Genomic DNA, 23,735 nt, shown 5'->3' on the forward strand with positions numbered 1-23,735 from the left:
CAAGGCTACGATCAAATGTGGAGGAAGCCAAACCGCTTTCGCTCTTTAGAACTGCATTCAAAATGGCGCTCCTGAGAACGTCACGGATAATTCTGGTGCCCACGGACCGCCAAGGTATCTCCACAGATCAAGCCCTGGGGCCATTATTTCAAGCGCCTGAAATTTGTTCGATAGTTCCTCATACAGGCTGTCTGCCCTGGCCTTGGACGTCTTGTTCTGGATCGTGATGTGCGGTTGCCACTTTCCCATGTCCTGAGGGCCGAGCCAGTGGTTGAAACGTCGTTTCAGCTCGTCGCGCACGATGGTCAACGCGAGGCTTTCTATGGCAAAGGCGACGCCGGCTCCAAGATGACGAATACCGGTGACATTTGCTACGATGGGGCTTTGATGCTCGCAAACGCTCTGCAGGTCGCGTACGATCTGTTCAAGGTACTCTCCCGGAAGCCGGTGAAACATGGTCAGGTGCGCGCGCAGGAAGTTGCGTTGCGGAGGGAAATGCGTCTGGCGGAGATCGTCGAACATCTGAAGATCGGCCTCGGCAATCCGAGCGGTGAGGATCAGGGGATGGCGTGTCTTCAATTGCGTTCTGCCCTTCCTCGTTTGGAGCAGGGGATTGTTCGAGAGCGCAACCGCTCGCCTCGGTTGACGCCACCACGACGGCCTTTCGCGGTGGATGCGAGAGGCAACGGTTGCGCCTCACGCTCTACCAAATGCGATCTTCACCCTGTTCCGGCCGGCGTTCTTGGCCTCGTAGAGTGCCATGTCGGCTTTCCTGTGGGCTTCGGCGATGTTGGCGGGAGCGGTCAACGACGCGACGCCGAAACTTGCGGTGACTTGCAACGTTGCGGGCAAACCCGGCAGCGTCATCGTGGCTGATCTCAGTGTTTGAGCAAGCCCAACGGCGATATCGGTCTCGGTGTCGGGAACGAAGATTGCGAATTCTTCGCCTCCGATACGCCCAGCCACCGCATGCGGCGGCAAATGGTGAAGCAGTTGTCGGCCAAACTCACGGATGACGAGATCTCCAGTGTGATGACCGAACGTGTCGTTTATGGTCTTGAAGTGATCAAGGTCGCATAAGATGATCGCATGCTTGCCATCAGGAGAACGCTCAAGAATAGATTGAACTGTCCTCTCAAACCGCCTTCTGTTGAAAAGGCCCGAGAGTGTGTCGGTGTCTGACTCGTCCCGCTGATCAGACATGATCTCGAGGATAAGCGCGGCTAGAAGCGTCAGGCCAACCGCGACGACGAGCACGGCCGTCATGCTCTGTGAGATGATAGCGTAATCGGTATGAACATAGTCGCGAGCCGAGGTGCCAGCTCCGGCAATCACCGCTAGCCCTGCCTTGGCGAAGAAGTGTAGGCCTGTGATCAACAGGAGAATACCAAGAAACCTGTCGATCGAGGAGCGTTTGCGAAAGGGCAGCACAGACGCCGCGCTCACCAGGAGCACGATTGCAAACGGGGTCTGATACAGAAAGGCTTGTAGTGGCGTGCCACGAGGAAGATCAAAGATGAGATAGGAGAGGCAGACGCTCGCTCCCACGAACGCGCAAATCATCCAGCCAGGCAGCCGCGTTCGGTAAAGTTCCCCAATTCCCATCCCCAGCAGGACCATGCCAATTAGTACAGATGAGAAGGCGCCAAGAGCCCAAAGCTTCGGCATAAAGCCGTAGGCAACGAGCAGTTCGCAGATGGCGGAAAGCGAGGCAACGTTATAGCCTGCGCCAATCCAATACGCTGGCCTACGCGAGCGGCTATGCCCGGCCACAACGACAAAAACCACACCAAACGACGCGGCGATTATGAAGTTCACCACCAGGAGAGATGCAGCGCCGTTCATTATGTCTTCATTCTAAATATCGCACTGGGTGTGAGTGGACACCTTAGCCGCAAAAGGTAAAGGATTTTTTGCGGCGGGGACACTCATGCCAGCGGCGCTCGTTTGAAATCATTGCTGTTTGCTGTGTGCGAGGCTTCTCGACATCGCGTGGAAATTTCGAGGCTTCACCAATCCGCGTCGATAGCGCATTGGTCGGCCAGGAAACCACAATCGCCGTCGATCTTGTCCAAATCAAGCGTTAGGATTGCATGCCGCATCGTCCGATCGACGCTTACGGTCTGCCGCCATCCGCAAGTGCGATCAAAAATCTCTTCCGGGAGATAGGCAGGTCGCGGTTCAAAGCGCGCTGCAACCAAATTCTGTCAATGTAACCGAAGCGACAAGGCGGCGCCCACCTCGTATGAGAGAGCGATGCTTCCCCGCCTATTGATGCCCGCAATGCGTTTAATCGCGCTTTATTACGTCTTGATTGGTGTGGCGCGCGCGCCCAGCGACGCTTCAGCCTGCCGTGCGCGTTCTCATCTTGTGGAAAAACCTGGGCTCAGAGCTCGTTTCGACTTCGATTGAATGACATGGCTCGATCAAAGTGGAAAGGTTCGCTATTCCAGAAAGGATCAACAATGACTACGACAAACGAAATTGCTGATAAGATTGCCGCGCAACATAATTTGACCAAGGTCCAGGGCAAGGCCATCGTTGAAGCTGTTTTTGCCGCGATTACCGATGCGGCATCTTCGAATGCTGAAACGTCCATTCCTGGTTTTGGGAAGTTCAAGGTCAAGGATACGCCGGAGCGCGAGGCCCGCAATCCGTCGACTGGTGCGGCCATCAAGGTTGCTGCGGCGCGGAAGTTGACGTTTCAGCCCGCTAAGGCGCTCAAGGAATCCCTCAACAAGTAGGCTGACCTTGGGTTGAGCCCATCAAGATGGCGGACATTGATCCGCCATCATAGGGCACGGCGAGATACAGCGCCTTCTGCCCCGCGACCGCCGTGTCTCGACCGCACGCGGGGATCTCGAGAAACGCTTTACTTCTTGATCTGCAGACGCTCGCGAGACTATGTCCGGCTTTGAAGAGACCATGCCGGGCCCTTTTTTTCTTCAGTCTATACCGTAAGGCACTTTCGACGGCGGTGTTTCCAAATCGCTGGCCCGATGCCTTCCTGTTCGCCCATTCGCGCCCAGGAGCATGTCCAGCTCCCTCCAGGAGTGACTAAAGCGACTAAGAAGACGCTCAGCTTGTCCTTCTGACACCCCGTATGCGCTGGCAATATCGGATGCGGAAATGACAACATCTTCGGCAATTTCAGTCATAGCAGCGGTCCACCTTATATCGGCGCGTCCGGCTTGAGTGTCACATGTAATTTTCAAGCGATCCGGTACCGCGCGCCTTTGCCTCACGGTTCAAACTGTAAAACGAGATTTAACGCTCACAGTTCCATCGATATGGAACGGTGCCGCTATCAAGGCGAGGTCGCCACACTTGAACTGATGTCGAAGAGTGATGCAGGAAAACCCCGAAATGACCCGGTTGGATCGTGTCGCGCAACTGGTTCATAACGATGTGCCTGCGCAGTGTGGTTTTTAGCCTCGAAGATTATGCTTTCCATTAACTGTAGAAAAACAGGAAAATTCGTTTTAACCACTCATTCGGGATTGGAGCACTAGCGTTTCAACGCAGCTCAGGCGGAGAATCGGATGCACGCTTCCAATCCCGAATTGACCCGTTTTTCGGGACACCAGTTTACGAACCGCGTTGTCTACCCCATGGCGGGTATGATGGTGATAATGATCATTGTGGTGATTGGCGTTCTGAGGCGTCTGCCCATCAGCAAAATCGACTATCTGTCGAGGGGTCCACTCGGCTTGCCACGACTGCACTACAGGTCAAGGCCCGCGAGGTCGGACGCAACCTTCGTGACTATACGATCAGACCGGACGTCTATGAACATCTTCACGACGGAATCGATCTAGGGTGGGCTGTCACGGAAGGGAACGTGGGAGCAAATATCCATAACGATCTGGGGTATGAGCTGGTGTTCGTCGTGGCGCCCGGCGACAAGACGATCTACGCTCTGATCGATGGCGTTCCGACCAGGGCTGACGCCTTCGACGTGATGCCTCGCGGTTTACGCGACCTCCTGCATGTGGCGGCAATACAACCCCATCCAACGACAAGCCTGATCAAGTCAGGCAAGGACATCTACGTCGTCGCCGCCAATGGAATTGTTCCTCCATCTATCGATCGCGCCCGCATCAATCCCCGCGAATTGACCATGCTCGTCTTTGCGAAGCGTCTCGACCAGAAGTTTCTCGACGACATGGGTCACGACTACCTACTCAACGACCTTTCGATCTCCCTTAATAGCGAGAATGCCAAGGATGCCTTCATTCCGCTAATGACGCAAAATCGTGTGTATCTCGGTACTATATCGTGGTCCGCGCCAAGGCCGGGTGACCAACTTCTCAACTTCGTCATCCCACCGCTTGCTATCGCGCTGTTGATCCTTGCAGCCTTTTCGGCACTCGTCGTGCGAAACGCACGCAGATCAAGCAGCGCCCTGGAGGCTTCGGCATCACGGGTAACCCACCTTGCACATCACGATGCGCTCACCGGTCTTCCAAACCGCATACTATTTCGCGAACACTTGGACTCAGCCCTGTCTCCGACTGTGTTGGGTTCCGCTGAGGTGGCGGTGATTTGTCTCGACCTCGATAGCTTCAAGGAAGTCAACGACAGCTTGGGACACGCGGCCGGCGATCAGTTGCTGCAGCAGGTTTCGCAGCGCTTGCAGGCGTGCGTCAGCTATAACGACACGGTTGCGCGGCTAGGAGGTGATGAGTTCGCCGTCATCCAGATCGGAGCAAACCAGCCACATGACGCGGAAGAGCTTAGCCGGAGACTTATCGAGAGCATCCGCACTGCCTTTGTCGTCGAGGACCAGACCCTCCATATCGGGGTGAGTATAGGCATAGCCCTGGCCGATGCCACCGACCGCACAGCAGACAGGCTGCTCAAAAATGCCGACATAGCGCTCTATCGCGCAAAGCAGGGCGGGCGTGCAACCTATCGAATCTTTGAAGCGCAGATGGACGCCGAACTTCAGGAGCGGCGCGCGCTCGAATATGATCTCAGACAAGCCGTCTTGAGAAACGAACTTGAGCTTCACTATCAGCCACTCATCGACCTGGAACTACACGCTGTTGCTGCCGTCGAAGCACTTGTGCGCTGGCGCCATCCAAGGCGCGGACTTGTTTCTCCTTCCGACTTCATTCCAATGGCGGAAGAAACCGGTCTGATCGTGGCAATTGGTGAATGGGTCCTTGAAACGGCCTGCCGCGAGGCGCTGAAGTGGGATCGATTGCGCATCGCCGTTAATCTCTCGCCGGTGCAGTTAAAAAATCATGAGCTCGTCGAAACCGTCCGGCAAGTCCTTCAACGGACGGGCCTTGAGCCTGAACGTCTGGAACTTGAGGTTACCGAAAGCATTTTGATTAACGACACAGATGCCGCCCTTGAAATCTTGAACGGACTGAAAGCGCTTGGCGTAAAAATTGCCATGGATGATTTTGGCACGGGCTATTCGTCGCTCGGCTATCTCAATTCATTTCCCTTCGACAAGATCAAGATCGACAGATCGTTCATTGGCGACCTAAGCGACACCGAAAAGTCTGGAGCGATCGTCAAGTCGGTTATTGGTTTGGGCCAGAGCCTCAAGATGGTGACAACGGCGGAGGGCGTTGAAACATCCGAGCAAGCTGCTTTCTTGCGCGAGCAGGGCTGTGACCAGGTGCAGGGTTTTTATTTCAGCAAACCGGTGGGAGCGGCCGAGCTTTCGGCGTTCATCAGCAGTTGGAACGCTCGAAGCATCCTCGAAAAGATGCATACGGATGCGGCCGCTTAGGACTGGCCTTTTAGTGGAGCGCTCAGTCGAAAATGCCTGCTAGGGCGGCGGCGATGTCAGGGCTGCGTCGCGCCAACCCTTTTGGCGACCTTACTCATGTGCTGCCCTTGCCGATCAGCCAGTGGCTGCCATCTCTATGGTGACGTAACGGAGATTGCTCTTGAATTCATTGCTGGACCCCTTCCTTTCACGGTTTGACTTGGCGACCCATCTGCTTGTACTCTTGATAGCATACGTTTTGGCTCTCCCGATCGCCTGGGACCGGGAGCGAAACGAGCGCAGCGCCGGGCTTCGAACATTCCCTCTCGTCGCAATCGCGGCCTGCGGCTTCATTCAGGCCGCCGAAACCGTTACAAACGGCAGCCCGGAGGCCACGGCGCGAATCGTCGAAGGTCTGATCAACGGGGTTGGCTTTATCGGAGGCGGGGCAATTCTCGTCGGCAGGGCAAGTATTCGTGGAACCGCAACCGCCGCAAGTCTTTGGGCGACCGGAGCGATCGGGGCCGCGGTCGGTCTTGGCGCTTACGATATCGCGATCGTGCTCTCCGCGATGACATTCTTCACGCTCCGGTTCATGGCGAACTTCAAGACCGAAACAAGAGACAGGATCGCGGAACCGGAAAACAGCAAACATCCCCCCGACCTCACGCCTTGATCCAGCGTTCCTCGCCGTCAAAAGTCAAAGCGTGCGATAGCGGCGCCATCAAACACAATCGCGAAGAAATTGATGTCCGTGATACGCCCTGCGGCGTTGAAAATTTCTGATAAAAGCGAAATTCGATCACGGGAGCCGAGCGACGCTGCGTGACAGTGCCACCTCAAGCCGCCCGGATTGACGTTCTCCAGACCAGCTCAGCAGTGAGCCGGACCGACTGCAAACCGTTATCATTGCCATTGTCGTCGACCGATAGCCAGCCGACAGCCTTTGCGGCGATCTCGGCAACTGGTTGCGCAAACGTCGTCAGCCCGTAGGACAGCCACGATGCCTGCTCGATGTCGTCAAAGCCCGCAATGCACATCTGATCTGGAACCGAGATGCCAAACTGATGGCGTGCTGCATCCATGAAACCGCAAGCAAGAAGATCAGTTGCACAAAAGACCGCGTCTGGCCTGCGGGACCTGGTGAGAAACCGTTGCGCCAGAACACGACCCGCTTCGTAACCGGTCCAGCCATAACGTTCTACAGAAACCTCAAGGCCACATTTGGTGGCCGCGGCAACAAAACCGCGCTCGCGCCCCATCAGGCTTGGCGTCCCGGCGTCAGAATTGGCAAAGGCCAGTGACTTGCAGCCTGCCCTTGCAAATGCCGTGACGATCCTCTCTCCAGCTTCGAAGTCGTCGAGATTTATTTTTAGTGGCCCAGGCTCGTCATCATCACGATTGATCAGGACAAGTCTTTGTCCGTTTCTAAGGCACAGCCTGACGATCGACGCGTCAGGTAGTCCGGACAATATGATCGAAGCATCGGCGCGATAACGGATCGCCTGTGACAGAGCACGATCCACACTGCCGTCAGAGCGGTCGGTGTTGATCAGCATCGCCACTTTTCCGGCGTTCTGGAGCTTGCCCGTAAGCTCACGCAGCAGCGCCGATCGATAGGGCGTGGCGACATCCGACACGATCAGACAGACAATTCCGCTATGGCTGCGCATTAATCCCCGCGCAAGCTCGTTGACGTGATATCCCAGGGCCTCAGCCGCATCCGTCACCTTTTTTCTTGTCTCCGCTGAAACGCTTGCGCCTGGCGTGAACGTTCGAGAGACCGCAGATCTCGATACGCCAGCGCGTTGCGCTACTTCAAGTGCACTGATGAAGTCCTTTGGCGGCATACTCCCCTCCGATGCTGCACGCGCTTGCAAAGCTGTTCGCAGACGCAAAATCCCTTCTATTTCGAGAAAACCATTGACAGCCTTTTCTGTCACATGCAAGCTTTGCACACGCTTGCAAACAAGCGTCGACGTGGAGGCGTCGCTCAAAAGGAGGAAATCATGAATTCGATCAAGCTCGCCACAGCCGCGTTAGCGGCAGCCACCGCGTTGTTCGCCCTTCCTGTCTATGCCGCCGGAAATCTCAACGTCATCTGCTCTGCAGACCAGCAAGTCTGTGACCTGATGAAGGGTCTCTTTGAAAAACAGACGGATATTTCGGTGAACATGGTTCGCCTTTCGGCTGGTGAGACCTATGCAAAAATCCGTGCGGAAGCGCGAAATCCCAAGACTGATCTATGGTGGGCCGGCACTGGCGATCCGCACCTGCAGGCAGCCAGCGAGGGACTAACGCTTGAGTACAAGTCACCACTCTTCGACCAACTGCAGGATTGGGCCAAAAAGCAGGCAGAAAGTGCAGGCTTTCGCACTGTCGGCGTTTACGCAGGTGCTCTTGGTTGGGGCTACAATACTGAGATCTTGCAGAAGAAGGGCCTGAAGGAGCCAAAATGCTGGGCCGATCTTCTCGATCCTTCTTATAAAGGCGAAATCCAGATCGCTAATCCAAACTCCTCGGGAACCTCTTACAACACTCTGGCGACCCTCGTTCAGATCATGGGCGAGGATAAGGCATTCGACTATCTGTCGAAACTTAACGCCAACATTTCCCAGTACACAAAGTCTGGCTCTGCACCGGTGAAAGCCGCAGCGCGCGGTGAATCGACCATTGGTGTCGTCTTCATGCATGACGCGGTCGCTCAGACCGTCGAGGGCTTCCCCATCAAGGCGATAGCGCCGTGCGAAGGAACCGGTTACGAGATTGGCTCGATGTCAATCGTCAAAGGCGCAAAAAACCTCGACAATGCGAAGAAGTGGTACGATTGGGCGCTGAGCGCGGATGCTCAGTCCCACATGAAAGACGCGAAGTCTTTCCAGCTGCCCTCCAACAAGTCCGCCGAGGTGCCGAAGGAGGCGCCGAAGTTCGAAGATATCAAATTGATCGACTACGATTTCAAGAAGTATGGCGATCCGGATGTTCGCAAGGCTCTTCTGTCCCGCTGGGACAAGGAAATCGGCGCTAAAGCCAACTGATCGTATGGCGAGGGCAGGGGCTTGTGGTTCCTGCCTTTCCGACCGTCACGAAACGCTGCGGACAACGGACATGATCTCTCGCAATCGCCGTCTCGATATCACCATCCTCCTGGGTGGTTTGGCCTTCTTGTTGTTGCCCTGGTATCGCATCGAAAGCGGCTTCTTCGGCTTCCAATGGCTTTCCGGCTACTTTTTAGATGCAGCAACCGCACCGGCGGCAATCGAGATCGCAAGCTTCGGACGCTGGTGGCTCGGCCTGGTCGCCTTGCTCTTTGTTGCTGGTTGCGTCGCGCGCTTCGTTCCCAGTGCCCGAAGCCGCGGCCTTCTATTGGCGGTCTGCGGCGGCGCCGGACTGGCGCTTCTCATACTTCAGGGGCTGGCAATCACCTTTTCCGGCTGGTCGTGGGCGGTCAGTGAAGCAGTGTTTGGCGCCTTGCCGGACGGGCAGCCATCGATGGGGGCAGGTGCCGTTCTTTCCGGTATCGTTTTCGTGCTGTTCTTTTCATTCGGTCTTGCCGATCGCGGTGTCATGAAGGGTGACGCCTTCGTGGTCAGCGCCATTTCGATGCTTGTGGTCCTGGTTGCGGTTTTCGTCTTCTATCCCGTCGGAAGCATGTTCATTGCCGCTTTCCAATCCGTCGATGGTTCGTTTGATCCCAGCGGCTTCTTCAACACAATTCAAGATTCGTCGGTTTGGAGCCTTGGCTGCGTCGTTGGGGGCGAGCGCTGTGGCGTGGCCTGGCGCACGCTGTGGCTCGCGATCATGACGGCTAGCGGAGCGACGTTGCTTGGTCTTTGCTTCGCGCTCGTCGCAACACGCACGCGGTTCCCTTTCAAGCGGGGATTGCGGCTGTTGACCATCCTGCCGATCATCACGCCGCCTTTTGTCGTCGGTCTCGCACTGACACTGCTGTTCGGGCGCGCGGGAGTGGTCACGCAGTTCGCAGCATCAGCGCTCGGTATCGAGCCGGGCCGTTGGCTCTACGGTCTGACCGGTATCTGGATCGCCCAGGTCCTGTCATTCACGCCAATCTCGTTCCTTGTCCTGATCGGCGTCGTCGAAGGTGTCAGCCCTTCGATGGAAGAAGCGTCGCAGACGCTCAGAGCCGATCGTTGGCGCACCTTCTGGCGGGTTTCCCTGCCGTTGATGAAGCCAGGCCTCGCCAATGCTTTTCTGATCAGCTTCATCGAAAGCATGGCGGACTTCGGCAATCCAATGGTTCTCGGTGGCAGCCACGGTGTTCTATCCACGGAGATCTTCTTCGCCGTCGTCGGATCGCAAAACGATCCCGCCCGCGCCGCAGTCCTTGCGATGATCCTTTTGGCTTTCACCATGACAGCCTTCCTCGCCCAGCGACTTTGGCTTCAGGGAAAAAGCTATGCCACGGTCACCGGAAAGGGCGATTCTGGAGCGCATGCTGCCTTGCCGCGGAGCCTCTCAATCGCCGTTCATTCAATCGTCATTCCCTGGGCGCTTTTCACTGTCGTAGTCTACGCGATGATCCTCTTCGGCGGCTTCGTGCGAACCTGGGGACTGGATAACAGCCTGACCTTCCAGCACTACATCAGTGCTTTTTCCATCGGCTGGCGCGAGGACGGCGGCATAGCCTGGACGGGTGTTGCCTGGAACTCCTTCTGGACGACGATGGAAATCGCGCTGATCTCCGCGCCATTGACGGCCGCTGTCGGCCTTCTGACGGCTTATTTGATCGTCCGCCAGAAATTCGTCGGTCGTGGCGTCTTCGAATTTGCGCTCATGCTGAGCTTTGCCATTCCGGGCACAGTGATCGGCATCAGCTATATCATGGCGTTTAACCTGCCGCCGCTGGAGATGACCGGCACTGCACTCATCCTGGTCGCGTGCTTCGTCTTCCGTAACATGCCGGTCGGTGTGCGCGGCGGCGTGGCGGCCATGAGCCAACTCGACAAGAGCCTCGACGAGGCATCCCTGACCTTGCGTGCAAACAGCTTCAGAACCGTCAGAAAGGTGATCCTGCCGCTTTTGCGCCCGGCGATCACCGCGGCCCTTGTCTATTCCTTCGTGCGGGCGATTACCTCGATCAGCGCCGTGATCTTCCTCGTCAGCGCCGAATACAACATGTCCACGGCCTACATCGTCGGCCTCGTCGAAAACGGCGAATATGGCGTTGCGATCGCCTACTCGTCCGCCCTTATCGTCGTGATGGTCACTGTGATCGGTGGTTTTCAGTTGCTGGTCGGCGAACGCCGACTTCGCCGTGAAAACCGTGTGACGCTCGCTGCCCCGACAGCCAAAACCTCCCTGCCGCTCAATCAGGAGAAAACCGCATGAGCAAGACTGTGCCCGGCTCCGTTACGTTCGAACGAGTGAGAAAGACATTTGGCGCCTTCACAGCCATTCCCGACCTGTCGCTCACCATCGAACCGGGAACGCTTGTCACGCTTCTCGGGCCGTCGGGATGCGGCAAGACGACGACGCTGCGCATGCTGGCCGGCCTCGAGCATCCCTCGGCGGGACGTATCCTGATCGGTGGCAAGGAAGTGACGATGCTGCCGGCAAACGAGCGCGATGTGTCGATGGTGTTTCAAAGCTACGCGCTCTTTCCGCATATGACATCGCTCGACAACGTCGCCTACGGCCTGGAATCATCCGGGATCAAGCGCAAGGAGGCGCGCGAACGCGCCAAGGAGGCGATGAAGCTCGTCGGGCTCGACGGCATGGGCGAGCGGCTGCCGGCCGAATTGTCAGGTGGCCAGCAGCAGCGCGTTGCCGTGGCGCGTGCCCTGGTCCTTGAGCCGCAGGTACTGCTGCTCGACGAGCCGCTCTCCAATCTCGACGCACGCTTGCGTCGAAGGGTGCGCACCGAAATTCGCGATCTGCAACAGCGACTGGGCTTCACAGCGGTCTATGTCACTCATGACCAGGACGAGGCTCTTGCCGTGTCGGACCAGATCATCGTGATGAAGGATGGCGAGATCGCGCAACAAGGTGCACCACGCGACCTTTACGATGCGCCCGCCTCCGCTTTCATCGCCGATTTCATGGGCGAGGCCAATGTGTTGGCCTGCCAGGTCGAAAGTGTCGAAGACGGCATCGCCCTGATCGATATCGAAGGGCTGAAGCACCGCGTAGCGGCCAGGAATGCATCGGCCGGCAGGGCCGAACTCGCCATCCGACCCAATGCAATTCAGTTGCATCGCACGCCCACGAAGGGTGCCTTCACCGGCAGGATCACGCATGCGGCCTATCTCGGCGATCATGTCGAATACGAAGTCGCAACCGGCAGGGGGAACCTGTTCGTCATCGACAGGACAGCGGATTCACCATTCGACACGACGACCGAAGTCGCCATCAGCCTCAAGGATCGCGGGATCGCGCTGATTACCGCACCAACCAAGTAAGAAATCGCAAGAGGGTTTGAAATGACATCGCATTCTTCACTGGGCCTCGATGCTCGCAGGGCCTTTGCGGAAGCCATTGCAAAGAAGGCAGGCGCACTGGCGCTCGGGTATTTCGAAAAGAGGGAAAGCCTGGTCATAGAAACCAAGCGGGATCCTCAGGACGTGGTGTCGATCGCTGACAGGGACGTCGAAAACCTCATTCGTGACGCCGTTCACGAAGCCTATCCCGGCGACGGTTTCCTGGGAGAGGAATACGGACTTGAAGGCGGTACATCGGGCTTGACCTGGGTCGTCGATCCGATTGATGGCACGAGCCCTTTCGTCAATGGCATGCCGAATTGGTGCATCTCGATCGCACTTCTTCACGATAATGTGCCGGTTGTCGGTGTTATCTTTGCGCCATGCCACGGTGAACTCTACGCGGCAGCTGTCGGATCCGGAGCCACGTTGAATGGGAAATCGCTGTCGCTTGATCCTTCTCGCACAATCCGCAATTCCGTAACAGGTATCGGCGCCAACAATCATGTCACGCCGGCATTCGTCGCCGCGATGGTGGAAAAGCTCTTGTCTGCCGGCGGCAACTTCATTCGAAATGGATCTGGCGCACTGATGCTTGCCTATGTCGCTGCCGGCCGTCTCGTGGGCTATTACGAACCCTACATGCATGCCTGGGATTGCCTGGCCGGTTATTGCCTCGTGAAGGAGGCCGGCGGCTGGTATCACACCTTCCCGACCGATGGAGACCGATTGACGAAGGGGGCGCCCGTTCTTGCGGCAGCCCCTGGCGCGGTCGAGGATCTTCGGGCTATCGCCGGAATCTGACAACGCAGGATTGCCGATATCTGGACAGATCGCCCCGGGGCGTTAATTGTGACAGGAAACCAATTCGAAGCTGTCTATCGGCTTTGACAGATGTGCGGCGTGGCTGACGGGGAGGTCGGCTGCGCCACGCAGGCGCAATGTGCGCGAATTGACCCAATGGGAGGAAACATGTTTCGTCATTCAATCGCGATCGGCTTTGCCGCAGCTTTTCTTTCAAGCACCACTGCCGGCGGCGCGTATGCCGCCACCGAACTGCAATGGTGGCATGCCATGGCCGGCGCCAACAACGAGGTCGTCGACCAGCTCGCCAAGGAATTCAACGAGGCTCAAGCCGATTACAAGATCGTTCCGGTGTTCAAGGGTACCTATCCCGAGGCACTGAACGCCGGCATCGCAGCCTTCCGCGCCAGGAAGTCGCCGGCCATCCTTCAAGTGTTCGACGCTGGCAGTGGCGTGATGATGGGGGCCGAAGGGGCGATCATGCCGGTCGCCGAGGTCCTCGAGAAGGGCGGCTACAAATTCAACAAGGACGAATATCTGCCGGGTATTGCGGCCTATTATTCCAGGCCGGACGGCACCATGCTGTCTTTCCCGTATAACTCGTCCTCGCCGATCCTCTATTACAACAAGGACCTGTTCAAGAAGGCCGGACTTGACCCGGAGGCCGCACCCAAGACGTGGCCTGAGGTCATCGAAGCTGCCAAGAAAATCAAGGCAAGCGGCGCTGCCTGCGGTCTGACGTCGACCTGGCTCACTTGGATCCAAACCGAAAATTTTGCCGCATGGAATAATCTCTCTTACGGCAGCAACGAAAACGGCTTGGCGGGTACCGACGTCAAACTGTCCTTCAATTCGCCTGACTTCGTCAAGCACTTCCAGGATATCGCCGACCTCGCCAAGGATGGAACGTTTCGCTATGGCGGACGCACGTCTGAGGCAAAGCAGCTCTTCACCTCGGGCGAGTGCGCTATCCTCACGGAATCTTCCGGCGGCCTGGGCGATATCGTCAAGAGCGGCATGAACTACGGGATCGGACAATTGCCCTACGAGCCTGGGGAAGGCCGCCCGCAAAACACCATTCCCGGCGGTGCAAGCCTTTGGGTGTTCGCTGGCAAAAGCGACGCTGAATACAAAGGTATTGCCGAGTTTTTCCATTTCCTGTCGCAGACCAAGATCCAGGCGCGCCTCCATCAGGTCTCGGGCTACATGCCTGTTACCATGGCTGCCTATGAGGAAACGAAGAAGTCGGGGTTCTACGAGAAGAACCCCGGTCGCGAGACGCCGATCTTGCAGATGATGGGCAAGGCGCCGACGGAAAACTCCAAGGGTGTTCGTCTCGTCAACCTGCCTCAGGTTCGCGACATCATGAACGAGGAGTTCGAAGCGATGCTCGCGGGCAAGCAGGACGCCAAGGCCGCTCTCGATAAGGCGGTCGAGCGAGGCAACGCGGCCATCCAGCAGGCGATCGCCCAGTAAGCTTGATCTGTCGACCATCCGCGCTCACGCGCGCGGATGGTCATCTCGCTTTGCTCAAGGGGTCTCCACGTGCAAAATGTCGTCTTCCCGAATAAAGTCCTTCCCTATTTCTTGTTGGCGCCGCAGATCGTTCTAACGGTCGTGTTCTTCTTCTGGCCGGCCAGTCAGGCGCTTTATCAGTCGATGCAGCGCGAAGACCCGTTCGGGCTGAAAAGTGGATTTGTTGGACTTGCGAACTTTCGCAGGATCCTCAGCGACCCGAGCTACATTCATTCGCTTCAGGTGACAGTCGTGTTCAGTGTGGCGACCGCAGCCCTGGCGATGATCGTGGCGTTGACGCTTGCCACCGCCGTCGATCGTATCAGGCGGGGCCAGACGTTTTATCGCACGCTGTTGATCTGGCCCTACGCTGTGGCCCCTGCAGTTGCGGGCATGTTGTGGCTCTTCATGTTCAATCCGGCGATGGGAAGCTTCGCCTATATCCTGCGACGCGCAGGGTTTGCCTGGGATCCGCTCTTGAACGGCGGACAGGCCATGGTCCTGGTGATTGTCGCAGCCGCATGGAAGCAGATCAGTTACAACTTCCTGTTTTTCGTCGCCGGCCTTCAGGCGATCCCGAAATCGTTGATCGAAGCAGCAGCCATTGACGGCGCGCGCGGCAGCCGTCGGTTCTGGACAATCGTCTTTCCACTGTTGGCACCAACGACATTTTTCCTGCTTGTCGTCAACACGGTCTACGCCTTCTTCGATACCTTCGGCATCATCCATGCCGTGACCGGAGGTGGGCCAGCAAAGGCGACCGAGACACTGGTCTACAAGGTCTATAATGACGGCTTCGTCAATCTCGATCTCGGCTCGTCCGCGGCCCAGTCTGTCGTCTTGATGGTGATCGTTATCGCGCTGACCGCCGTGCAGTTTCGCTTCGTCGAACGCCGCGTCCACTACGCTTGAGGTTTGAGATGATCGATCGGCGCCCCATCGCAAATATCACTGGTCATCTGATCCTCGTGATCGGGATCATTATTGTTGCCTTCCCGATCTACTACACGTTCGTCGCCTCGACGATGACGTCGGCGCAGATACTGCGCCCGCCAATCACCATGCTTCCGCAAGGCCATTTCGTGGAGAATTACGGCGACGCCTTGGTTGGCGGGGTTGAGCGGGTCGTCGGGGTCAGCCTCGAGCGCATGATGTTCAACACGATTGTCGTCGCGGCTATGATCGCGATCGGCAAGATTATCATTTCCTTCCTGTCGGCGTTCGCGATCGTGTTTTTCCGCTTTCCGCTGCGCATGGTCTTCTTTTGGATGATTTTCGTGACGCTGATGCTGCCCGTAGAGGTTCGCATCCTGCCGACATACAAGGTCATCGTTGATCTGGGCATGATTGACACCTATGCGGGGCTGACCTTGCCACTGATGGCATCGGCAACGGCAACGTTCCTGTTTCGGCAGTTCTTCCTGACGATACCCGGCGAATTGGTGGAGGCTGCCCGCATCGACAATGCAGGGCCGTTCCGCTTCATGCGCGACATCCTGCTTCCGCTCTCACGTACCAACTTGGCGGCGCTTTTCGTCATTCTCTTTATTTATGGTTGGACGCAGTACCTCTGGCCACTGCTTGTGACCAACGACGCCAGCATGTCGACGATCATCATCGGGTTGCGCAAGATGGTCGATTTCGCCGACGCGGCGACGCCTTGGAACCTCGTCATGGTTACCGCAATTCTTGCAATCATTCCCCCGATCCTCGTTGTCGTCTTGATGCAGCGCTGGTTCGTGAAGGGCCTCGTGGAGACAGAGAAGTAATGGCAAGCATCACGATCAGGGACGTTCGCAAGACGTATGCAGGTGGCTTCGAGGCAATAAAGGGGATTTCGCTCGATATCGCCGATGGCGAGATGGTGGTTCTCGTGGGACCGTCCGGGTGCGGGAAATCCACGCTCTTGCGGATGATTGCGGGATTGGAAGCAATCTCCTCTGGAGAGATCGCCATTGACGGGCGCGTCGTCAACGCTTTGGAACCATCCGAGCGAGATATCGCTATGGTCTTTCAAAATTACGCGCTTTATCCGCATATGACCGTCAGGCAGAACATGGCCTATGGCCTGAAAAATAGAGGGATGGCTGCAGCAGAGATAGAACGGCGAATTGCTGCTGCGGCGGCTTCCTTGGAAATCGGTTCCCTGCTCGAGCGCAAGCCACGCCAACTGTCAGGCGGGCAGAGGCAGCGGGTCGCAATGGGCAGAGCAATCGTGCGCGAGCCGAAGGCATTTCTATTCGATGAGCCGTTGTCCAATCTCGATGCGAAGCTGCGTGTCCAGATGCGGGTTGAGATCCGCAAACTCCAGAGTAAATTGGCCACGACCAGCGTCTATGTGACCCATGACCAGATGGAGGCCATGACCCTTGCAGATCGCCTTGTCGTGCTGAATGGTGGACAGATCGAGCAGGTCGGCACGCCGATCGAGCTTTACGAGCGGCCGGCCACGACTTTCGTGGCAGCCTTCATTGGTTCGCCGGCCATGAACCTTGTCAGCGCCGACGCGTTGGGCACCGACGCTCCCGGCCTGTCACTTCCCATCGGAGTGGCAACCATCGGAATTCGCCCTGAGGACTTGAAAATCGGTCACACGCGGGAAGGTTCAACCTTCAGCCTTGCTGTCGACATCGATGCCATCGAACTTGTCGGTGCAGAAAGCTATATTCATGCCACGACGGCTGGTGGCGTGGAGATTGTCTTTCGAGTAGCGGGCAGATCAACAATGTCTATAGGTAGCCGGGTGATGCTTCAGGCCGAACCGGACGCCATCCACTGTTTCGACAGTGCAGGTCGGCGTGTCGCGACGCCTGCGGGCATATTCGGGTCCACCCGCTTGATCGATCCGCAAATTGGTTGAGCTCGCGCAGCGCACTTCGATGTTGGACAGAGCTTCATCCATCGTCGCCTGGTAACGAGAAACGTTCGCAGTGCCCCTGGGTTGCAGTTAGAGTAAGCCGACTACGCGGAATGACGTCCAAAACCACGCCTTCAAGGCGCCTGCTTTGCTATCGAAAAACCATTCACTATCTGGAGTCCAGATACTGGAGCCAGTCATGGACGAACACCAATCTACTAGCCACTATAACGAAGACATGATCGACATTTTGCCGCCTCAACCGAGGATCCTCGCGGGGTTGCAGACGGCCGCATGCGACTGCTGCGGGCAGTCCGCCATACTCGATAAGGATTGCTGCGGCATTTGCGAAGAGTGCCTTGCGCCGTGACCGCTCTGGAGGCGGAAATCGTGGATTTCCAAGGCGCTCTCCTGCGGCTTCCGACCGGATACTTTAGGGGTGAGCTCGACGGCCGGAGCTGGGGTGTAACGTTACGCCGATCCGACAACGGGCGTCGCATCTGGCTCTTCGCAGAGGAACTTGCAGGAAACGACATCGTCTCCTTCAATCTCTATCAAATCGGACAGATGCGTCCGTTGCTGAAGCCGTGCGAGATGTCTTCATCGAAGGTTATCGACTTTGTACTCGGTATCAAGCCGGATGTCGAAAAAGCTGAGCTCGGTAGCAGACACCGCCGAGCCTGCGAGCCGCGGTCGTGCTCCACACGGCCGGCCAAAGAACCTTGGGACTGACTGGTTGCCGCATTGTTTAAAACCTTGGAAGCGTTGAGCCGTTATTCTCGAACGACCTCGGCGAGGCTTTTTCATGGTTCGGCGTCTGTGATGGCAGCAGTGTTGCCCGCTTACGAGTGCTGTGGCTTTTTTGCCGCAGCAGGCCAATTGCCGGAGCACGAGCTTGCTATGGTAAGGATGGTCGACGGTTCTATCAGCTTTATCATGACCCTAGTCTTCAATTAGGGAATTGCTCGATATGGGTGTCCGCGGTACGGCCAAAGTAAAGGACCCGGCGGCCGAGAAACGAGACGATGTAGCCTGCGCAACCAGCGGCCTTGGCTTTCTCGCAGAAGGCGACGTAGCTATAGTTCTCAGGATTGGCCTGAGCCCATCGCACCAGGCGCTCCACCTCGCTCGTATCGAATGTAGCGGCGACTTTGCCAGCGGAGAGACGCATATCGAAGGCGACACTGTCGCCATCTGGCAGGTAATGGGTTTGGGTGTTGCGGCGGTAGTCGACTGTGTATCCCTCGAAGCCCGCCGCCAATAGTTTTCCGACAATCTCCGGGAAGCTCAAGCTTCCATCATGGGCAGAATGCAGGCAATTTTCGGCAACAGCAATCCGTTGCGCGTCCATGGTGGCTTCCTTTCATTTCAATGTTGGGTTCGGTCGATGGTTCAGTCCACCGGGGTTGCCTTCAAGTCGCGCTTTTCGGTGAGGACCCTTAGGATGTGGTCGAGTGTCTCATGCTCTTCCGTCGTCAACACGCCAAAGAAATCAGCGTCGTTCTGATCGGCAAGCGACGCCAGGACCGGAATTTTGGCTCGTCCCTTTGTCGTCAGGGACAAGTTGTGGGCGCGCCGGTCCTCTCGGCTCTGTGCCTTCGCAACCAGCCCTTTGGCCATCAGGCGTTCCGCAAGTTTGCTGATGGCTCCCTTTGTCATGGTCATTCTTTCCGCCAGAACCGAGGGAGGCGTGGGTTCCAGGTCGTAGAGCGAACGCATGAATGACCATTCTGCGACAGTGACATCTTCACACGATACCTTGCGGGAGAACTCCTGCGAAACCGCGTTTGATACCATTCGCATCCAATAGCCGGTGTGATCGGTAAGTTTCGCGACTGATGTCATAATGAGCTCCCTGTTGACTGGGAAACTAAATCGAGAAAGTTTCCTAGTCAACAAGATTTGGCAAACTGCCCGACGAGCCATAGAATTTTTATGGTTCACAATCGGCTGGATTGCACACTTGGTGTTCGGACCTCGTCATCCAAAGCCATCAAGAAAATTGGACCGCCTCTGTTCGCAGAATTTTTAGAACGAGCACTCTCGTGTGTGCGATGAAGATACCGGTTACGCGATCGCAAGGTCGCGGGTCTTCAAAGATCTGCGACCTTGCGCGGTCCGGCTCAAAGAGTTCGCGTCAAGAGCCTTTGTTTAAGGCGCGCAACCTGGTGTCGCTCGCAGAAGGACGACCAGGTCGACCTTCACCCGCGCCCGCTGTCACAGTATTGTGCATCGATTGTGGTATCGAAAGCGACGTGCGCTGGCCGTGCAAAGGCACAAGCGCTCATAGTGCCGGGATGATCCCTCTCTCATATCAGCGGGAAAAGGGGCGGGCGTGAGCCTCAATTGCCAACCGATTACTTCTCGACGGTTAGGTCGCTCAGAGGCAGCCGGCAAGTCTGGGTGTGCCCGCTAAGATGCCAGACTCCAGAATCCCGACTTCCGCCCATGCTCCCGCTGCAAATCCGCCAGATAATCCTGGTGCGCCCGTACCTTACCGAAGTCCTCAATCTGGTTCGCCAATGACTTGCGTTCCGTAAGGTGTCGCGCTGCGTGCTTGTATCGGCTCGATCGGCCACTATCCAGAGTGAAGTCAATCATGGCTCGCAGGGCGATTGTCGCGGCCAATGGGTACTTCGTTGAAAGCATCTCGGCCGCCGGGGTCATCAGCTCATAATAATCCCCATCAAGCTCGCCCGACCGATTTAACACAAGCTTTGCTGCCTGTGCCGGTGATGGCCACCGCAGGAAGAAGTTAAGGCCGCGATTGGCATCTGGAAATGCCTGGGCGTATGCGAAAGCTCTCTCCTCGGCTTCGATGTCGTCGAAATCAGGCAAGCGCCGGACGTAGGCACGCAGGTGCTCTTCATTTAAGGATTGTTCGAAGCACATCCACCGAAACGCTTGGGCTTCATCGTTCCGCGCCAACGCTTCTAGTGCCGCGGTTCGTGCAAGCTGCCATTCGAACGGAACATTCTCCCATCCCTTGGCCTCGACATTGTCGAGCGCTGCGAGTGCTTCTTCGGCTCGCCCGGCTGAGATAAGACGGTTGGCGATATCGGCGGCAACCAGGGGGGCGCTACGTGTCTTCTCCGGTTGCTGCGCAATGTAGGCGTCGACATCATTCTGGACGTCCGCAATCTCCTGCAGCGCGATGCGAATGGTGAGATCTTTGTGATTTTCGTAGACGTCGTCCTCGTAGATCGCACCTACGCTGCTCCAGCCGATGATCTGTCGATCATTTTGAGCCGGCTTCTCCCTTGCTTCTTTTGACCAGTCGACGAAGAGCCCCTTTACATGCTCCAGGCCTTTGTGGCCGAGCGCCGGAGCCATCGCAGTGAGCAGGCGGTCAAATTGTCCGTAGCCGTTGCGCTGAATTGCCTTGAATACCTTCTCCGCAAGAACGTCGGCGTCGATCTTCGCGGATTTGGCGATATTCCCAGCGTCTATGCCTGCCTGATGGAAGCTTTGCATCAACGACCCGTTGCCGTCGTCCGAGCGCTCAAAGAGACGATCCGCGATCGCCAAGAACTGCCAAATCAACTCAAAAGCGTCCACCGGATCGTGGGAAGCGATGGTCTCGACAATGATCTTCCGCTGAGTCTCCAGATCCGTCTTCGTGGCTTTGACCTTGCGCCAGTTGATGAAAGTCTTAGCGCGTGCAATGCTGGACAACCGTTTTCGGACCTCTCGGGCCAACTCGGCGCTACCGTGGTTTCCAGCAAGTTCCATGCGAAGACGTCGCTGATGGGCGGCGCTGCCAGTGCTGAGTTCAATAAGCAGTTCGGCGAGCCTTTGCACGCCGAGTGCCTCGAGGTTCTGTGCGTTGAGTGTAGTCTTCGCTGCCATGGGACGATCATATCACCATTTCTAAAGCCGGATAGGTTCTGCACATTCTCGAGCGCTGAGTTTGTTCATTCGTTCGCCTCTTGCGACTTGTAACTTAACAAACATCGAGGACGAGGCGCATCGAGGGTGGCCGAATTATTTGCAAAGTATCTGACACGCTAGCCAGTTTGAGGCCATCAAGGCGCCATGGTTACGCTGCGAAGGCGCGAAGGTCTTGAGGATCCCAGTCTGCAAGCGGTTGGAGGGATATTCCAGCGTCTGATCTACCAATGCGAATGTCCGTGGTCCCGCTTACACCATAGACACCGACGCCGCTTCCAGGACCATTCCAGCTCTTCTAGATTACGGGCGGTTGCGCATATATCAAAGGTGAAGGGGCAGACAACTTTACTTCTTTCCGGCAGCAGGTGGCGGCTCTCGGTGCAGTCGCCGATCCGGTTGAAAAATCGCTCACGAATGACGTGCCGGCGTTTTTTGATGCAAGCAAGCGTAATCTCGCGTTGCATTTATGTCACGCTCTCTTCATCATCGTGATCTGTGGGTGGAACGCCGCCCAATCCTTCCTACTTGCGAAACCTGAAGCCCACGAATTCCTTGTGGCGCATAAGTTTGGGTTCACAATGAAAATTCCAGCTCTCGTTTTCACCGCTCTCGTCTCCTCCACGTCCTCGCTGCTTGCAGCAGATTTGGTGCAGCCCGTCGAGCAGCCGGCTGTGGTGCAGTCGTCATCCGGTTTTTACATCGGTTCCCTATCGTCCGTGAACTTTCTCGACGACACCAGCTTCGGCGTCGGCGGCACCACGGTCTCGACCGATTATGACGTCGGTTTCTATAGCGCTCTTCGAGCTGGCTACGACTTTGGAGCGTACGGTTTCGTTTCGCCGCGTATGGAACTGGAAATCGGCTATGGTACAGCTTCGGTCGATGAACATAGCATTGGGGGCGTAGGTCTCGGCGGCATCAACTCCTTCGGCGATGCTCGCTCGATCCAAGGTTATGTCAATGGATACCTGGATATTCCTCTGGCGGCAGACGGAGCGTTGAGCGCCATCACTCCATATGTTGGCGGTGGTGTCGGCTTCATGAACCTTGACCTTCGCAAGCAGGGCGTTGCGGGTACCGGGACGTTGATGGACGACAGCGACACAGCCTTCGCCTATCATCTTGATGCGGGTGTTGGGATCAACCTACAGGCTATTGGGTTGTTCTCTGACGTTTCTCTGTTCGACAATACGACACTCGACATCGGATACAGGTTCACAGCCGCAGATAATTTCGATTTTACCTCGCAGGGGGGCACCTCGTCGAGCACGGATTTCCGTAGCAACGCTGTTACCTTCGGTTTCCGCAAGAGTTTCTGAAGACATAGGCGCAGTGTCGGGAGACCAATGCTGCGCCATCGCCATGCGACCGTCATCGATGATGAAGGTCCAAAAGCCAATTCGTTTCTTGGGGTGCTAGAAACTCATTCGCTTGCGACCCCGAGATTCCTCGCCGCGCGCTGTCGACCGCCCAGTCGTTTATCGCACGTCCGGTCGCGATCAGAACGACTTTTCGATCGCTCCGTGGCGTTAGCGACGTAGCATAGACCGCCACTATCAGTTGCCAGCGCACTTCCCAGCTATTTGAAGCGCCTCAACCCGGCGTTCTTTTATCTACCTGATTTTCGATGCGATGGTATGTGGTGCGAAAAAGCTGGCGTCCAGGTCAGGCTGGCAGGTGGACACCTAACGCGGAATATCCCATCACATGGAAGAAGAGTGCCTCCTGCGAAAATACGCGGTGACACCTGCGATGGACCACGGTGCCGGCGTGGTGCCATCGCGCTAGGACGGACCCCAGTAGTAGCGACGTCGTCTTCCCCGATGTATTTCCCAGACGCCGGCGTCATCGATCTCGAGGTCGTTACACGCGGATGATGGTCCCGCGTTGAAGGCTGCCGCGGATGCGCGGTGCGCCATGGCACGAATGCGCCGGCCCATGATCATTGGAGGCCTTGCGCGGCCGTCTGCGCCGGGGGATTTCGGTATGGCAGTGAGTACAACGGGTAGCGGCAACCTTATCTCTTCCTTGCAGATTGGGCAGGCCCGCGTCTTATCATTTTTGTCAGCCATCACGTGTCCTCAAGCGAGTTGATTTTACGCATTTGAAGTTGTGAGTTCGAGCGCCGGCTCATCCCCACAGGATAAGATCAGAGCGCACCTTATGCATGAATGCTGATTTAGCAAGTCTTGATATTGAAAGGGTTAAGCTGCCGCTTGTAAAGGAAAAGCCCGGTGCGGAACAATCCGACGCCGGGCTTCTGGCGGATCGTATGCTGTACGCATCCGCGGCAAGATGGATTTCAAACGCCTTGCACCGTCACAACTCGCGCGCGTCGAGAAAGTTCCTGAACTGGGCCAAAAATCTTTGGGTCGTTTCATCGGATTACCCAAGCCCGTTTGTGATCTCAATAACATTTAACTTTATTTCGAAAATCTTTATTAGCGGTCGCGGGCTATTGATGCGGGTTGAGGAGATCAACGAATGCTTCGACGACTGAGTA

General features: G+C 56.7%; 19 protein-coding genes. 13 read left to right on the plus strand and 6 right to left on the minus strand.

The window, feature by feature from the left end; genetic code table 11:
- Nucleotides 1-57: 57 nt before the first annotated feature.
- Both ACIQUB_RS17860 and ACIQUB_RS17865 read right to left on the minus strand, forming a co-directional pair.
- Nucleotides 58-579, minus strand: a complete 522-nt coding sequence (locus ACIQUB_RS17860; protein ID WP_402931090.1) for a 2'-5' RNA ligase family protein — start codon at nucleotides 577-579, stop codon at nucleotides 58-60.
- Between the two features lie 117 nt (nucleotides 580-696).
- Nucleotides 697-1,845, minus strand: a complete 1,149-nt coding sequence (locus ACIQUB_RS17865) for a diguanylate cyclase (protein ID WP_402931092.1) — start codon at nucleotides 1,843-1,845, stop codon at nucleotides 697-699.
- Nucleotides 1,846-2,465: 620 nt separating this feature from the next.
- Between ACIQUB_RS17865 and ACIQUB_RS17870 the strand changes: the two genes are divergently transcribed.
- The 3 genes from ACIQUB_RS17870 to ACIQUB_RS17880 all read left to right on the plus strand — a co-directional run bounded on the left by ACIQUB_RS17870 (nucleotide 2,466) and on the right by ACIQUB_RS17880 (nucleotide 6,404).
- Entirely contained in the window at nucleotides 2,466-2,744 is a 279-nt protein-coding gene (locus tag ACIQUB_RS17870; RefSeq protein WP_018899563.1) for an HU family DNA-binding protein, read from the plus strand.
- Nucleotides 2,745-3,772: 1,028 nt separating this feature from the next.
- Nucleotides 3,773-5,749, plus strand: a complete 1,977-nt coding sequence (locus ACIQUB_RS17875; protein ID WP_402931217.1) for an EAL domain-containing protein — start codon at nucleotides 3,773-3,775, stop codon at nucleotides 5,747-5,749.
- Nucleotides 5,750-5,909: 160 nt separating this feature from the next.
- Nucleotides 5,910-6,404 (plus strand): MgtC/SapB family protein, encoded by a 495-nt coding sequence (locus tag ACIQUB_RS17880; RefSeq protein ID WP_402931093.1) that lies wholly within the window; start codon nucleotides 5,910-5,912, stop codon nucleotides 6,402-6,404.
- Between the two features lie 163 nt (nucleotides 6,405-6,567).
- On the opposite strand, the gene ACIQUB_RS17885 is transcribed toward ACIQUB_RS17880, so the two are convergent.
- Complete coding sequence (locus ACIQUB_RS17885; protein ID WP_402931219.1) at nucleotides 6,568-7,578, minus strand: LacI family DNA-binding transcriptional regulator; 1,011 nt, start codon at nucleotides 7,576-7,578, stop codon at nucleotides 6,568-6,570.
- A gap of 159 nt (nucleotides 7,579-7,737) precedes the next feature.
- Here ACIQUB_RS17885 and ACIQUB_RS17890 point away from each other — a divergent pair, with 159 nt between their 5' ends.
- The 8 genes from ACIQUB_RS17890 (at nucleotide 7,738) to ugpC (ending at nucleotide 17,344) form a co-directional block, all read left to right on the plus strand.
- Nucleotides 7,738-8,766, plus strand: a complete 1,029-nt coding sequence (locus ACIQUB_RS17890; RefSeq protein ID WP_402931094.1) for an ABC transporter substrate-binding protein — start codon at nucleotides 7,738-7,740, stop codon at nucleotides 8,764-8,766.
- A gap of 70 nt (nucleotides 8,767-8,836) precedes the next feature.
- Nucleotides 8,837-11,077, plus strand: a complete 2,241-nt coding sequence (locus ACIQUB_RS17895) for an ABC transporter permease (RefSeq protein ID WP_402931096.1) — start codon at nucleotides 8,837-8,839, stop codon at nucleotides 11,075-11,077.
- Nucleotides 11,074-12,147 (plus strand): ABC transporter ATP-binding protein, encoded by a 1,074-nt coding sequence (locus ACIQUB_RS17900; RefSeq protein ID WP_402931098.1) that lies wholly within the window; start codon nucleotides 11,074-11,076, stop codon nucleotides 12,145-12,147. Before ACIQUB_RS17895 ends, ACIQUB_RS17900 begins: the two co-directional genes overlap by 4 nt.
- 21 nt (nucleotides 12,148-12,168) lie before the next feature.
- Nucleotides 12,169-12,969, plus strand: coding sequence for an inositol monophosphatase family protein (locus ACIQUB_RS17905; RefSeq protein ID WP_402931099.1), 801 nt, complete (start codon nucleotides 12,169-12,171; stop codon nucleotides 12,967-12,969).
- A gap of 168 nt (nucleotides 12,970-13,137) precedes the next feature.
- Nucleotides 13,138-14,445, plus strand: a complete 1,308-nt coding sequence (ugpB, locus tag ACIQUB_RS17910) for a sn-glycerol-3-phosphate ABC transporter substrate-binding protein UgpB (protein WP_402931100.1) — start codon at nucleotides 13,138-13,140, stop codon at nucleotides 14,443-14,445.
- A 69-nt stretch (nucleotides 14,446-14,514) separates the two neighbouring features.
- On the plus strand, nucleotides 14,515-15,396 hold the full coding sequence (ugpA, locus tag ACIQUB_RS17915; protein WP_018899554.1) for a sn-glycerol-3-phosphate ABC transporter permease UgpA: 882 nt from the start codon (nucleotides 14,515-14,517) through the stop codon (nucleotides 15,394-15,396).
- A gap of 8 nt (nucleotides 15,397-15,404) precedes the next feature.
- Nucleotides 15,405-16,253 (plus strand): sn-glycerol-3-phosphate ABC transporter permease UgpE, encoded by an 849-nt coding sequence (gene ugpE, locus ACIQUB_RS17920; protein ID WP_402931102.1) that lies wholly within the window; start codon nucleotides 15,405-15,407, stop codon nucleotides 16,251-16,253.
- Nucleotides 16,253-17,344 (plus strand): sn-glycerol-3-phosphate ABC transporter ATP-binding protein UgpC, encoded by a 1,092-nt coding sequence (gene ugpC / locus ACIQUB_RS17925; protein WP_402931104.1) that lies wholly within the window; start codon nucleotides 16,253-16,255, stop codon nucleotides 17,342-17,344. The genes ugpE and ugpC overlap by 1 nt, the downstream gene beginning before the upstream one ends.
- Nucleotides 17,345-18,290: 946 nt before the next feature.
- Here ugpC and ACIQUB_RS17930 read toward each other — a convergent pair.
- The 3 genes from ACIQUB_RS17930 to ACIQUB_RS17940 all read right to left on the minus strand — a co-directional run bounded on the left by ACIQUB_RS17930 (nucleotide 18,291) and on the right by ACIQUB_RS17940 (nucleotide 21,190).
- Nucleotides 18,291-18,692 carry a DUF1398 domain-containing protein gene (locus tag ACIQUB_RS17930; protein ID WP_402931105.1) on the minus strand — a complete coding sequence of 134 codons (402 nt, stop codon included), beginning with the start codon at nucleotides 18,690-18,692 and terminating at the stop codon, nucleotides 18,291-18,293.
- A 41-nt stretch (nucleotides 18,693-18,733) separates the two neighbouring features.
- The gene (locus ACIQUB_RS17935) at nucleotides 18,734-19,186 is read right to left on the minus strand and encodes a MarR family winged helix-turn-helix transcriptional regulator (protein ID WP_402931107.1); all 453 of its coding nucleotides are present in this window, start codon (nucleotides 19,184-19,186) and stop codon (nucleotides 18,734-18,736) included.
- A gap of 567 nt (nucleotides 19,187-19,753) precedes the next feature.
- Nucleotides 19,754-21,190: a DUF6880 family protein gene (locus ACIQUB_RS17940; protein ID WP_402931109.1), complete on the minus strand. Its 1,437-nt coding sequence runs from the start codon at nucleotides 21,188-21,190 to the stop codon at nucleotides 19,754-19,756.
- 407 nt (nucleotides 21,191-21,597) lie between these two features.
- Here ACIQUB_RS17940 and ACIQUB_RS17945 point away from each other — a divergent pair, with 407 nt between their 5' ends.
- The gene (locus tag ACIQUB_RS17945) at nucleotides 21,598-22,551 is read left to right on the plus strand and encodes an outer membrane protein (RefSeq protein ID WP_402931110.1); all 954 of its coding nucleotides are present in this window, start codon (nucleotides 21,598-21,600) and stop codon (nucleotides 22,549-22,551) included.
- 848 nt (nucleotides 22,552-23,399) lie between these two features.
- Complete coding sequence (locus ACIQUB_RS17950) at nucleotides 23,400-23,732, plus strand: hypothetical protein (RefSeq protein ID WP_402931112.1); 333 nt, start codon at nucleotides 23,400-23,402, stop codon at nucleotides 23,730-23,732.
- Nucleotides 23,733-23,735: the final 3 nt, after the last annotated feature.

The organism is Rhizobium sp. NPDC090275, assembly GCF_044772225.1.
Classification (GTDB): Bacteria; Pseudomonadota; Alphaproteobacteria; order Rhizobiales; family Rhizobiaceae; genus Rhizobium.

Excerpts from the sequence above, each read along its gene's own strand:
- ACIQUB_RS17865 (WP_402931092.1), bottom strand. The coding sequence starts at position 1,845 with ATGAACGGCGCTGCATCTCTCCTGGTGGTGAACTTCATAATCGCCGCG.
- ACIQUB_RS17870 (WP_018899563.1), top strand. The coding sequence starts at position 2,466 with ATGACTACGACAAACGAAATTGCTGATAAGATTGCCGCGCAACATAAT.
- ACIQUB_RS17885 (WP_402931219.1), bottom strand. The coding sequence starts at position 7,578 with ATGCCGCCAAAGGACTTCATCAGTGCACTTGAAGTAGCGCAACGCGCT.
- ACIQUB_RS17890 (WP_402931094.1), top strand. The coding sequence starts at position 7,738 with ATGAATTCGATCAAGCTCGCCACAGCCGCGTTAGCGGCAGCCACCGCG.
- ACIQUB_RS17895 (WP_402931096.1), top strand. The coding sequence starts at position 8,837 with ATGATCTCTCGCAATCGCCGTCTCGATATCACCATCCTCCTGGGTGGT.
- ACIQUB_RS17900 (WP_402931098.1), top strand. The coding sequence starts at position 11,074 with ATGAGCAAGACTGTGCCCGGCTCCGTTACGTTCGAACGAGTGAGAAAG.
- ACIQUB_RS17905 (WP_402931099.1), top strand. The coding sequence starts at position 12,169 with ATGACATCGCATTCTTCACTGGGCCTCGATGCTCGCAGGGCCTTTGCG.
- ugpB (WP_402931100.1), top strand. The coding sequence starts at position 13,138 with ATGTTTCGTCATTCAATCGCGATCGGCTTTGCCGCAGCTTTTCTTTCA.
- ugpE (WP_402931102.1), top strand. The coding sequence starts at position 15,405 with ATGATCGATCGGCGCCCCATCGCAAATATCACTGGTCATCTGATCCTC.
- ugpC (WP_402931104.1), top strand. The coding sequence starts at position 16,253 with ATGGCAAGCATCACGATCAGGGACGTTCGCAAGACGTATGCAGGTGGC.
- ACIQUB_RS17930 (WP_402931105.1), bottom strand. The coding sequence starts at position 18,692 with ATGGACGCGCAACGGATTGCTGTTGCCGAAAATTGCCTGCATTCTGCC.
- ACIQUB_RS17935 (WP_402931107.1), bottom strand. The coding sequence starts at position 19,186 with ATGACATCAGTCGCGAAACTTACCGATCACACCGGCTATTGGATGCGA.
- ACIQUB_RS17940 (WP_402931109.1), bottom strand. The coding sequence starts at position 21,190 with ATGGCAGCGAAGACTACACTCAACGCACAGAACCTCGAGGCACTCGGC.
- ACIQUB_RS17950 (WP_402931112.1), top strand. The coding sequence starts at position 23,400 with ATGAATGCTGATTTAGCAAGTCTTGATATTGAAAGGGTTAAGCTGCCG.